The sequence below is a fragment of the Dyadobacter psychrophilus genome (assembly GCF_900167945.1).
In the GTDB taxonomy this organism is placed as follows: Bacteria; Bacteroidota; Bacteroidia; order Cytophagales; family Spirosomataceae; genus Dyadobacter; species Dyadobacter psychrophilus.
Genome location: NZ_FUZA01000002.1, coordinates 876450 through 888966, shown reverse-complemented (window position 1 = coordinate 888966; position 12517 = coordinate 876450). Strand labels below are relative to the sequence as shown.

At 46.2% G+C, this 12517-nt stretch carries 11 protein-coding genes; 2 read left to right on the top strand and 9 right to left on the bottom strand.

Going from position 1 to position 12517, the window contains the following annotated elements; genetic code table 11:
* Nucleotides 1-31 precede the first annotated feature (31 nt).
* Entirely contained in the window at nt 32-1270 is a 1239-nt protein-coding gene (locus tag B5X68_RS10710) for a PQQ-dependent sugar dehydrogenase (RefSeq protein ID WP_082215315.1), read from the bottom strand.
* Nucleotides 1271-1433: 163 nt separating this feature from the next.
* On the opposite strand from B5X68_RS10710, the gene B5X68_RS10705 reads away from it, so the two are divergent.
* The gene (locus B5X68_RS10705) at nt 1434-3023 is read left to right on the top strand and encodes an FAD-dependent oxidoreductase (protein ID WP_082214667.1); all 1590 of its coding nucleotides are present in this window, start codon (nt 1434-1436) and stop codon (nt 3021-3023) included.
* 32 nt (nt 3024-3055) lie between these two features.
* On the opposite strand, the gene B5X68_RS10700 is transcribed toward B5X68_RS10705, so the two are convergent.
* From B5X68_RS10700 to B5X68_RS10680, 5 genes are all read right to left on the bottom strand, one after another.
* Entirely contained in the window at nt 3056-4156 is a 1101-nt protein-coding gene (locus tag B5X68_RS10700; RefSeq protein WP_082214666.1) for a PepSY-associated TM helix domain-containing protein, read from the bottom strand.
* 28 nt (nt 4157-4184) lie between these two features.
* Nucleotides 4185-6554, bottom strand: coding sequence for a TonB-dependent receptor (locus tag B5X68_RS10695; RefSeq protein WP_082215314.1), 2370 nt, complete (start codon nt 6552-6554; stop codon nt 4185-4187).
* A 140-nt stretch (nt 6555-6694) separates the two neighbouring features.
* On the bottom strand, nt 6695-7072 hold the full coding sequence (locus tag B5X68_RS10690) for a hypothetical protein (RefSeq protein WP_082214665.1): 378 nt from the start codon (nt 7070-7072) through the stop codon (nt 6695-6697).
* A gap of 61 nt (nt 7073-7133) precedes the next feature.
* Complete coding sequence (locus tag B5X68_RS10685; RefSeq protein WP_082214664.1) at nt 7134-7610, bottom strand: hypothetical protein; 477 nt, start codon at nt 7608-7610, stop codon at nt 7134-7136.
* 90 nt (nt 7611-7700) lie between these two features.
* A complete protein-coding gene (locus B5X68_RS10680; RefSeq protein ID WP_082214663.1) occupies nt 7701-8072 on the bottom strand; it encodes a hypothetical protein in 372 nt (123 codons plus the stop codon).
* Between the two features lie 134 nt (nt 8073-8206).
* Here B5X68_RS10680 and B5X68_RS10675 point away from each other — a divergent pair, with 134 nt between their 5' ends.
* Nucleotides 8207-8845 (top strand): outer membrane beta-barrel protein, encoded by a 639-nt coding sequence (locus tag B5X68_RS10675; RefSeq protein ID WP_170916625.1) that lies wholly within the window; start codon nt 8207-8209, stop codon nt 8843-8845.
* Between the two features lie 35 nt (nt 8846-8880).
* Here the strand turns inward: B5X68_RS10675 and B5X68_RS10670 are convergent, their stop codons facing one another.
* From B5X68_RS10670 to B5X68_RS10660, 3 genes are all read right to left on the bottom strand, one after another.
* Complete coding sequence (locus B5X68_RS10670) at nt 8881-9453, bottom strand: cupin domain-containing protein (RefSeq protein ID WP_082215313.1); 573 nt, start codon at nt 9451-9453, stop codon at nt 8881-8883.
* Nucleotides 9454-9596: 143 nt separating this feature from the next.
* Entirely contained in the window at nt 9597-10979 is a 1383-nt protein-coding gene (locus tag B5X68_RS10665; protein WP_082214661.1) for a glycosyltransferase, read from the bottom strand.
* Nucleotides 10976-12499: a hypothetical protein gene (locus B5X68_RS10660; protein WP_082214660.1), complete on the bottom strand. Its 1524-nt coding sequence runs from the start codon at nt 12497-12499 to the stop codon at nt 10976-10978. The genes B5X68_RS10665 and B5X68_RS10660 overlap by 4 nt, the downstream gene beginning before the upstream one ends.
* Nucleotides 12500-12517 lie beyond the last annotated feature (18 nt).

The window sequence follows — 12517 nt, the reverse complement described above, 5'->3', positions numbered from 1 at the left end:
CCTTTTTGATTTATTTAACTGAACATTGAGATTACTTATATGCCACCCGATAAATCACACCGTTCGTATCGTCTGAAAAAAGCAGGGAGCCATCTTTGTGCATAGCCACACCAACCAGACGCCCAAAATGTGCACGGTTATTATTCACAATGAAACCCGTTACAAAATCGTCAAAACGAACGGGCTTACCATTTTCAAAATGCATGCGCACGATCCGATAACCAACCGGAGAGCTCCGGTTCCATGAACCGCGCATGGCCACAAAAGCATCGTTTTTGTACTCACCCGGAAACATGGAACCTGTGTAAAAGGCCATGCTCATCGGCGCGGAATGTGCCTGATAAGTAAGCGAAGGCAATGTAGTTTTTTGCAAATACTGCTGGTAAGTGGTGTCGCCCGTCGGCCTGGTCCCGGGATTATATTTCCCTTCTCCATGAATAAAGGGCCAGCCATAATGCGCATTCTGCTTGATCTGGTTTACCTCTTCCTTTTGTTCGTCATCACCCAGCCAGTCGATCCCGTGATCCATTCCCCACAATTCGCTGGTTTCCGGATGCCAGCCAAAACCGATTGTGTTTCTTAATCCTTTTGCAAAAATCTTGCGGTTGCTGCCATCTTCTTCTGCCCGAAGAATTGTTGCAAGTTCGGGATTGGGCTCCACGCAGGAATTACAGGTGCTTCCAACAGTAATGTACATCTTTTTATCCGGCCCGAAGGCAATGGTGCGGTTTGGATGTTGACCGCCGTCCGGCAAATCGTCGATCAGCATTTTCGGCTGCCCCAAAGTTCCGTCCGCATTCATCGCGGCTTCGTACACTTCATTAACCGTCACCATATACATCTTACCATTGTAAATCGTCAGGCCGTGAACCTGTTTTAGCGTCGCAACAGTTTTTTTATCCTCAGCAATCCCGTCGCCATTCGCATCCGTAAGCATTACCACCACGCCAGCTTCCCGGTCGGACGTATAAACGTTTCCGTTGCTGTTTACCACCAGGATTCTTGGCTTGCCTACTCCTTCTGCAAATTTGTTAATCGTAAAACCAGCGGGCACTCTCAGTTGCGCAACATTAGCCTCAGTTGCAGGTTGTACTGCCGGATAAAAAACATAGCCTTCCACCTGGGTAGTCGTTTCCTCTTTATCCGTTTCCGGAATCATTGCGTCCCAAAAGCTGTCATCGTCGTCGCAACCCGCCACCAGCATTAGCATGGAAAGGCTAAAAATCAGTAGTTTGAGCCCCGTTCGTAAAGTTGGGTGAATCTTCTTCATAATGTAATCGTGTTTTTTGAGTTGATGAATCAATTGTTTTTCCTTTAAAGCCACGTGTATAATAAAAACCATTCCCGTAGTTGGCAGGATGCTGGCAAGCCCCCGGTAATGGACAATGCCTTGGTACGGTTTTATTTAAAATTTTTGCCAAAAAAAGATTTGTATGGAAAATATCATCAACAGAAATCAAGAAGAGCTCACGGCGGGCAACCAGGCAGGAAGCATTGGCCGCGATGGCTATAATGAAAGCCTGTGGCAAAAAAGCGCAGAAAAAGAAAGTGCTATTGGAAACACCGATCCTTCCGTTCTATATGACGCGCTGATCGTGGGTGCAGGGATTACGGGAATGACCACGGCCTTGCTGCTGCAAAAATCCGGGCTTAAATGTGTGCTTGCAGATGCCCATAATCCCGGCTATGGCACAACCGGTGGCACTTCCGCACACATAAACACATTTGCTGATACAACATTTGCGGAAGTTGAAAAAGCCTTTGACAAGCAAGCTGCAAAGCAATTTGCTGAATCGATCGCTGAATCCGTCGAGCTTATTGCTACGAATGTCAGAACGTACAACATTGACTGTGATTTCCGCTGGCAAAACGGTTACGTGTATGCCGAGACAGACAAAGAAGTGGATGAGCTCAATGATCTGTATGAAAGCGCCTTGCGCGCAGGCGTTGTTGCTGAAATTGCGGATCAGGCGCCTGCGCCTGTCCCCTATCAAAAGGCCGTCGTATTTGAAAAACAGGCACAATTCCATCCGCTGAAATACCTCGTGGGTCTCCAAAAGCAGTTTACCGAGCTGGGTGGGATTATTCTCGAAAATACACGTATTGACGAAATTGACTCACATGCGGATTTTCATATAGCGAAATCCGGTGAGAGGCAGATTAAGGCAAAAAATGTGGTTTATGCCACGCACATTCCTCCCGGCGGCGTCAATGTGCTCCATTTCAGAAATGCCCCATATCGCAGTTATGTCATTGCCGCTACATTAAACGACGATAGCTATCCCGATTCCCTGGTTTATGATATGAAAGACCCTTATCATTACTTTCGGAGCCATGAAATGGACGGACAGAAATATCTGATAGCAGGCGGGCATGATCACAAAACAGGCCACGGAGACCCAGAACAATCATTTGCGGATTTAATTAATTATACCAAACGGTGCTATGAAGTAAAAAGCATCCATTCGCAATGGTCAGCACAATATTATGTGCCAGCCGACGGCCTGCCTTACATTGGCCATTTACCCGGTGCTTCCAATGGTATTTATACAGCTACGGGCTTCAATGGGAACGGCATGATCCTCGGGACAGTGTCGGCGATAGTGCTCAACGATTTAATTTTAAAAGGCCAAAGTCGCTACGAAAGTCTTTTTAGTCCTGGCCGGATTAAGCCGATCGCCGGTTTTACAGAAATGGTCAAAGAGGGCGCAGATGTAGTTGGCCGATTCATAGGCGACCGTTTTGGACTCGAAGAGATAGCATCCGTGTCTGAAATCCCTGTTGGCTCGGGAGAAATAGTAACTTACAAAGACCAGAAATTAGCAGTATATAAGGATGTTCAGGGTAACATCCACGCATTAAATCCAGTGTGCACGCATATGAAATGCATTGTACACTGGAATAATTCAGAAAAAAGCTGGGATTGCCCCTGCCATGGAGCGCGGTTTGATCCCGATGGTGTTGTAGTGACCGGTCCGGCCAGAGCAGATCTGGAAAAGGTCAATCTGGATACAGACCAGTAAACACTTTTAAAAGGCCAGCAAGCTGGCCTTTTTCATTTTCTGACCCGCCGCCACCAGAGCAAAAACCCGGTGACAGCCAGCAGGCCCGGTGTAAGGCCAATCAGCACATATAAGATTTTCACCGCAAGTCCGCCAAAATTGCCAACATGCAAAGGAAAGAATGTTGCTTCGATACGTTCTCCCAAAGGCTTCTCAGCAAACCGGCTGATTTGAAGAATTTCACCGGTTTGCTGATCCATCCGCACAGAATTTCCGCTACCCCATAATTTTAATTGTCCTTTTGTATAACCACGGACCTCGAATTTGCGCCCGGGCTGTGTAGGCAAATATACATAGGTGGGTTCCAGGTCCGGCATAGCCGACAATGCACGACGATACATCTGATCAGGCGAGACGGAAATAGGTGTGTTCGCCTTGGTTGAAGCCATTTCGTTCTGCCACGTTTTTGCTTTGAAGGCAAACATGTTCATCCAGAAACCCGTGAAGAAAATCACCGCGTTCAGAAGCAGGGACCATACTCCCACAATGCGATGCAGATCAGAGCTGATCGTCCGCCAGTTCTTGCGGTTGATCTTAACGCGAAAGGATAAGACTTTCCAAAGCATTTTCCTGTACACGATCGCGCCTGTAAGCAGCGACAACAACATTGTGGTGCCAAAAATGGCGGTCAGGGCAGCACCTGGAATACCAAGTTGAAAACTGAAATGAAACTGAAAAAGCCACTCGATGAAGCTGGGTGTAAACTGGCTCGCGGGCCCCTCACGCAGAATGACACCTGTATTGGGATCAAAGGAAATCAAAGCCAGATCATAGGTCATCAGGCGGGCGTCGTTGAAATAAATCCGGAAATTATAGGCTTCACCGGCCCCGGCGTCGGGATTTACCCAGGCAATGCCGTCCAGATTCGGATAACGGCTGATAACGGTCTGATAACAATTCTTCAAGACCTGATCCGGCACCGTTTTCTCCAAAGATGAAACGTGCAGCAAATCCCGATTGAAGAAATGGTCCAGCTCTGTTCTGAAAACCAGAACGGAGCCGCTTAACCCGAGTAAAATCAAAAATATGCCCGTGATCAGGCCAAGCCAGCTGTGCAGCTTGAAAAGGCTTCGGCGAAACGATACTTTTTTCATGTAATAGTCTGATAATTATGATTTTAAATTACCAGAGCTGATAGCTAACCCCCACCCTTACATTAAACGGATCACCCAATCCGGCCAGCGTTACACCTGAACGGCTTCCTGTGAAATAGTGCTTGTTTGTCAGATTGTAAGCATTAACCTGCACCTGAAAACGATTACGCTGATAAGAAAGCGCCGCATCCAGAACGGTGTAGGAAGGGAAAAGAAAATTTTGATTGCTTAACAAGCCAACCTGATCACTTACATAGCGAACGCCCGCCGCCACTCCGAATCCTTTAAGCACACTGGACGGAAGTGCATATTTGCCCCAAAAATTGAGCTGATGTTTTGGCGCGTTGGCAAAGCGATCACCTTTTTTACCATATGTGCTTGTACTCACCAGCACATGCTCATTGAATGCATAACCGGCGATCAGGCTCAGCGCATTAAGATTACCGGTTACGGAAAACTCCCCGCCTTTGCTCCTTGTGCCGTCTATTGCTGCCTGGCGATGCGAATTTTCTTCCGTAGGTGCCGCTGTCAGAATGTTTTTATAATCAATTTGATATAAAGACAAGGTGGCCGACAAGCGATTACTGAGCAGGTCCGCTTTTGATCCGACCTCATATTGGGTTGCCTTACGGGTTGGGAACGGGCCGCCTGCGAGCACATTATTAGAGGTTTGCGGATTAAATGACTTCAAGAATGTTCCGTAGATAGAGACATTCTTTACCGGTAAATATACCAGCCCGATCCGGGGAATCCAGCCCGAAGCCTGCAATTCATCGCCCTGTTTATTATCGCGGTCTGACAATGGCGTTTCCTTACCATTGTAATTGTCGTAACGCAGGGAAAGCAGCACTTTTAATTTGTTGCCGACACTCATCTGGTCCTGAATATAGCCGCCAATCAGGTTGGTAACACGCTTATTGTCATCCGATTCGTCTGCCGGAACCGATGCATCGGGGATACTGCCTGCATAATCCGGGTGAGGAATAGAGATCCTTGTGGATGATTTGTATTGATAGTCATTTTGGGTCCAGCCATAACGGTTGTAATCTACGCCTGCAATGACCTGATGGCCCAGGGAGCCTGTTTTGGCAGTATATGTTGCAAAAGCGGTTGTTTGCAGACTGAACCTGTCGGTTTCCCAATCCTGATATCCGCGGCTGATGGAATCGTTCCGGATCCTTCCAACCGGGATGTGGTCCGTATAGTCCAGCACATTTCGTACCGCCCGCTCGACGATCGTGAGTTTCAGGTTGTCATTGATCTGATGGTCAAAGGTTAATGTGGCCGATGCATTATGCGTTTTGCCATAATCCGTCGGACTTTGGATCGTCAGATTGTTGGGATAATAATTGAAGTCGAAACTGCCGTCTGGTCTTGAATATACAAAGCTCCCGTTGTCATATTGCTGAACGGCCTTTTGATAGGCGTAATTCAGTTCAAGATTTATTGAAGTTTTTCTGCTAAAAAGGTAAGTCAGCGACGGTGCGACGAACAGGTTCTTTTTTTCCTGATAATCCCTGAAACTTTCAGAGCGGTCGTACCCGACAATGGCCCGGTACAAAAGCTTTTTCTGACTATCCACAGGCCCGGTAAAATCTACCGATGCCCGCCCGAAGCCCCAGCTGCCCAGAGAAAGATCCAGGCTCGCCCGCTTCTCGGACAAAGGTTTCTTGGTAACGAAATTGACCACTCCGCCCGGTGAGCCTTCACTAAACAATGCACCAGAAGGTCCGCGAAGCAATTCAACAGATTCAATGTTATAAAGCAGCGGCTGCTGACTCCACAAGAACAGATTTCCCCGGATTCCGTTATAAAGTAAAAAACTGGCATCATTGGGCGAGTAAGCCGTAAAACCTCGGATCTGAAAGTTCCCATTCCCATTATTGGCCTTCATCCCTGTAAAAGACCCTGCAATCTCATTCAACGTGAAAGCCTGGCGGTCGCGCAATACGGCTGCAGACATTACCTGCACCGACTGCGGCGTAGCAAGCAGCGGCGCATTCGTACGGGTAGATGCATTGGAATTCAGCACCTGGTAACGTGTTCTGGCTGTGCTTACCACCACCTCTTGCAGCTCCTGCCTGCTTTCCGAGAGTTGCAGGTTGAGAAAAGGATTTTTCCCTTTTGAAATGCGAAGGCTTTGGGTAAAAGCCGTATAACCGATGTTGGAAACAGAAAGAATATATGACCCAGGCATAATGCCTGCCAAGCTAAACTGGCCTTTTGCGTCGGTAATTGTTCCCAGGTCCGTGTTCTGCAATGTAATGGACGCCCCGGTAATCGCCTGTTGATCCGCATTCATAATACGGCCATTTAAAGTGCCAGCCTCCGTCTGTGCAAATACATTTGTGGAAATCGTTGTAATGAAAAATAACAGCAATAGATATTTGATATGCATTAGAATATACATTTATAGATGTGCCGCATGCCGTTTCCGGAATGAGCCCATGAATGCCTTGGATAGAAAAAGATGATGTCAGCCGCATGAACATACGGTTCAACGGCTAAAAAACAAGCGTACGAAAACGCAAAGTGTGCTTACGCACAGGGAGGTGGAACAAGAATGGATAGAGGTGCCTGATAAGAGGCTAAATGATAGGAAAAATTAAGCTCCTGGCACAACGAATAATCCGTTGCTAAAAACTCGAAAGATGTGATCGGTGAGGCAAAGAGTTGGAGAACAGGGATGTTCTGAACGCGATCGCTGGTTTGCTTATCTTGCTTTTCCTGCTGCTCTTTCAGTTTTTTTGCCAGAAAGCATTTACCGTTACAATGCAGCTGCGGTTTATCACGGTTTTCGCAAAGGACGCGGGTAATGTATTCTTTGTTGATATGATAATATGCAATAGTCCCCCACTGACTGAAAGTCGGCAGTATCGTCGTGATAAGCCATATGTAGACTATAACTGTACGCATAGGATTGCGTGGCAAATATATATCAAAAAGGTTGCTTGGCGCAACCTTTTTGATATTACCATTACGGACGGCTCTTAACCGACTGCTTGGCATCGCGGTTTTGATAGTTACCTGTTTTACCTGTATGGTTTTTGGTATTTCTATCGGCTGATCCGCTTCCTTCTTTGACAGTCGTATCCGATTCCGTCAAATTCTTCTTACGTTTTGCGATTGCTTCCTTGGAATTGAAAGACTTAGGATCTTTGCTTTCAGTATCAGAGTAGCGTCCCACATCATTTGCATTTTTATGGGCTGCGCCGCCCGGGCGCGTGCTTCCATCTCCCTCCGTACTTTTCCGCGCACGATTTTCAACTGCCTTGTCGTCTCCGGCGCTGGTTGCTGCTGCCCCTTGCGCTGGCTTGCTGGCACTTGCAGCCTGGCTTCCCTGCGCTTTTTGGTCCTGTTTATCGGCCTGGCCTGAGCTGGATGTAGTTTGTGCATGTGATAATGTTGCAGCACAGAACATAGCGGCAAGTGCCAGATTTATCGTCCTTTTCATAAGAAATTAGTTTTAAGGTTGTGATGATTTCCCATACTCACTTTAAAAATCGTACCAAAAGTGAGTATCGAATCTGTACAACCCTCCACCTTACTTCTTAGCCTCCTTGATCGCTTTTATTGGAAAATCCCCATATTGGGATGATATGATGCCCTGCAATGTATCGCCTGTCTGTGCAAGGCTGTATTTAAAAACCCCTGCCTGACTTTCAGTAGTGAAGGTCACTTTTCCCTGGTCCACAACCAGCTCTTTCATCTCTTGTTTTTCCGTATCCCCGACATATCCCACCGTTTTGCTTTCTTTTTCTTCAAAAGTAAAAAATCCGGATTCGTATTCGGGCGGTACGTCGCTGATCAGATACTTCCAGGTGCCTACGATGTCGTTGGCCACAACTGCTCTTTTTGCTGCAATGGAGAAAATGGCCAATGCCATAACAATCAGGAAATAGTACTTTGTTTTCATCTTGAATAGAAGTTTAAGTTTGACAAGCCACTACATTTTTCCTAAAAACTACAAATATTTTTCTATTTAATTATATTATTTTAACATAACTTGCTAAGTAATGAATGGTTACTAAAACCTCAATGTCAAGCAAGATGAAATCAAATTTCTACACTTCATTGATCCTGGCCGGACTTCTCTTTTCCTCTTCAGGCGCTTTCAGTCAGGGTAAGTTTGCAATTTCTGCAACAGTGGCCCCATTTTACGGACATTCCAAAACCGTAGCAGAAGTAATCCTGCCCGATTCATATAGCAGCGGAACATTAACTACTCAGATCTGGAAGTCAGAGTTATCATCAAAAGGTTATTGGGTTGGTTTGAACGGAAGATACTCTTTCGCAGAAAAATGGTCTGCTTCAACGGGCTTATGGTTCAGCTACGCCAAAATGAAACAGTCTGGCACCAGCAGTCGGTCCCATAATTTTTCCATTCCCGTCTTTGTCAATTTTCAGCCGTCCGAGAGAAAATTTTCGCCTTATTTTTCGGCAGGCGCGTTATGGAATTTTGGCACAACAAGTAGGGTCAATATCCCTGATATCGGAACGGTAACTTTTAAGTCTGACCGTAACACGTCCAGAATATCGCCTACGGTTGGAGCAGGTGTAATTTACCATTTTGCGAAGCATTTGTCACTCATTGCGCAGCCCACTTTCAGCTACGCGATCCCGCCTTCCGCTATCAACACCAAAGCATATCAACTGGGCCTTAATGTGCAATTAATGCTTAAACTTTAAATGAACTGCACCAGGGAGCTCTACTCACAGGCAAACTAAAACTTCTTGAAGTAATCGAGCGGAGGTCCCACCCTTTCAAATCCGTGTGCTTTTCTGAAGTTATCCTGTTCAAGTTCGGATTTCCCTTTCAGTACGCCCTGCGATACCGAAGTAAAGAATTCCTCCATTTTACCGGCAGGCTGGAATGTAATGATCATCCTTGCAACACCTTCACTTACTTTGGAAAAGGTGTGCGGGACGCCCCTCGGTCCAAAAACACTGTCCCCGGCTTTGGCTTCGAAAAGATCATCACCAATCTTAATTTTGAACTCACCTTCCAGAATATACCACCATTCGTCCTGGCCGGGATGAACATGAAGCGTAGGTCCTCCATTTTTGACACGGGTAGATTCAAAAGTATATAAATCGCCGTTGGTGTCCTTCGATGATATCTTGGTATAGAATGTGTCCCCTTCCAGCAATGAGATGCTCTTATCAAACCGGTCCTGACCAGTAACCACCCGAAATCCTTTTTTTACCCTGTCCGTACGAGACAGTTTTTTAGGTTTCATTGAGCCGGGCACAAACGGCAGCGCTAATGTAAGGTTGAAAAATTCGCTTCTTTTCATAACAGTGATTTGTTTCATCAGACATTAAAAAAAGGTGATAGAGAAATCTTGGTGCGGCAACTCAATATAACTCACACTCAGAAGATTCCGACATGCAAGTTAGTTTCCGGTGAAAGTTGTCATGAAGCGACTTAGCAAGTGCATTACGTGAACTTGATTTTTTGCAGGGCGAATGCAGTCATCCTGAGCAGTAACCATCCGTGTTTGAACCGTGAAATATTCGTTTCGCCGTAGGTTCGGGCGCGGTAACGGATGGGAATTTCAACAAATTTAAGATTGAGTTTAGCAGAGCCAAAAATGAGGTCAAAGTCTCCGAATGGATCAAAATCACCGAAATAAGATCGGTTAGCGGCTAATTTCAGATAATTTTTCTTCGAAATCACTTTCGTACCACAGAGCGTATCCTTCAAATTCTGTCCCAGCAGCCAGGAAAATGCGAGGCTGAAAAATTTGTTGCCAAGCAAATTCAGGAAACGCATTGCCTGCTTTTCCATCGGATACACAAGCCGCGAACCATTGATATACTCTCCTTTGCCGGAAGCGATGGCATTAAAAAACTTGGGCAGCTCCTCGGGCGCAACCGTCATATCCGCATCCAGAATCATAAGAATGTCTCCGCTGGCCAGGCTGTAACCTTTTCTTACGGCGTCTCCCTTCCCTTTCCCATCCTGCTGCGCCCATTTTATGTCATGAGATTCCTGGTAATGCGCACCCAGCCGCTGAATTTCCTCCCAGGTCTGGTCGGTTGAATTTCCCTCAACAAAAACCAGTTCGGTGTGCTTGCCCATTTGCGGGGTGCGCTGAATCAGTGCTTCGATATTGCCTTTTTCGTTGCGTGCCGGGATGATCACGCTTACGCTCATTTCACTAGCGGGTTCGCAAGCGACCCTTTTGCTTCTGGCTACAAGGCAGGTGATTAATCCCAGGCCATTGATCAATGGCAGGTTCCCGATATACCGGTTCAAAAAATTGGAAATAAAGGGAATGTATCCGGGAAAGATCATCTTCCGGTGATGATCGATAAGATCGAAATCGGCAAGATGCAGAAGGGAAATTATATCGCTGATATCCAACCAATTTTGCCTTTTCTGCGGCATTTTTAGTCCTAGAGTTTCAGCAAGATTAAGAACCGGCCGCCAGAGGAAATTAGTGGATGTAATAACCAGACGCGTTTGCGGGGTGAATACATGATGGATAGCTTCAAACACCATCTGAACATCCCTGAAACTGCCGATCGTATCGCTGATGATCACATAGTCAAATGTTGCATCCAGGTTAATGCGCTCCGCATTCATCTCAAAATACACATTGCCTGGGCGATGTATTCTGGCAAAACGGATCATTTCTTCTGAAATATCAATCCCCACTCCCCTTGCCGGTCGGAGCTGATCGAGCAGATATCCTGTACCACACCCGATTTCAAGCACCGAGCTGCCTTCCGGGATGATAAATCTTAAATGCTTTACCAAAGATTTATGATAGTATGCATTCTTCCTGATCCATTTCTCTCTCTCTTCCCCATTCATTTGAATTTCAGATTATACCAGCTCGAATCAGCCAGAATTAAAAGATGCTCATTTGGGATCGTTTTATAACCCTTCGCGGGAAACACATGGTAGGCGCCGTTTTGGACTAATTCCTTTTCATAAACATACATCAACGGTCTTCCAAGGATATGGGCAGGAAGCCGTCCATCCTGAGGCCAGAAACTAGGATAAACCCGCTCGAAATAACGCAAATATTGAAACGGGACGATGACTTCCGAACCCACAGGCATTTCCTTTGCCAATCCATGAAGCTGCCGGGCATCTCCCTCAGGATAAGGATCAAAGCCTAAGCCGGTTTTGATCATATAGGATGCACTTTTGGCTATTGCGCTCGGCTTTGTATCAAAAGTAAAATGATGGGCCACCAGGAACGTGCCGAAAATAAATTGTAGTAAACAACCCGTTAAAATCCAGTTGATTGCATTTTGACCGGGTGTAAATCCCGCCTGCGCCACCCGGTAACTCAAATAAACAAATGCGCTCAGCATAAATGCCCACAAACCGCTGATCCGCGGCGGATAGGAAACACCTGGGTAGATTGCTGGAAAATAATACAGCGCCTCGGTTGCAAACATTACAAACAACACGCCAAAACATCCCGCCAGCACCCAGATAATCAGCCCCTTACGTGGAAATGTGCGCAGCCATGGCATAAAGGGAATCAGGCCCAGACCAAAAGTGAGGGCGCCAACAGCCACGGAAAATACAATGTGATAGAAGAATGTAGTATTCAGTTGTGTATTAGAAAATGCCTGATTAAGACGGCTGGATTGCGATCCGTTCAAATAGGAAAGCCACCACAGACCGATCAGAAATATCACTACCGAAACGCTGGTGATAAGCAAATTTCGTTTGTTGAAAATGTATCTGAACCAATGTCTGGAGGGGTTGAGAATAACCTGGTCCACCACCGAATAAAACAGAAAAAGGCAGCAAATAAGGACAATAGAGGACTCCTTAACCAAAAAAACAAGGGTAAGCCAGACAATGAACATTCCCCATTTGCGCTGAGCAAAGCTTAATGCAAGGAAGGCAAGCAGTGGGATAAAGTACTGCTCCGGGTGCCAGCCAAAATAATCCAGATACATGAAGTAAGCCATCGGCCCGAAGATGTAGACCAGTGCCGTGAGCCAGATGGCGCGCCGCTCGGCGACATTGAAGTGGGCAGAACCCCGGTTGTAAACCCAAAAGAAAAGCCCTACAAAACACACATAGGCCATAAAGAGCCCGTTCACGCCCATGAATCGTGTAAAAATCCCTATCAGCGGTATAAAATAGTAATTATGCTGCTGTGCGTGATTCCCGTAAATTGTATCGAATAGAAACGGACGCCCCTCCAACCAGCCTTTGCTCAGTTGAAGGATCACCATTCCATCGGGATATTGCTCGGGGCTGGTTTGAAATTGAAATACTTTGAGAAAAAACCACACCACACAACCAATAATGGGAAGCACAATCAGAAACGCATTTGCAGATCGGCCCATAGTCTTGAATAACATAACCGCAACTTAACATTC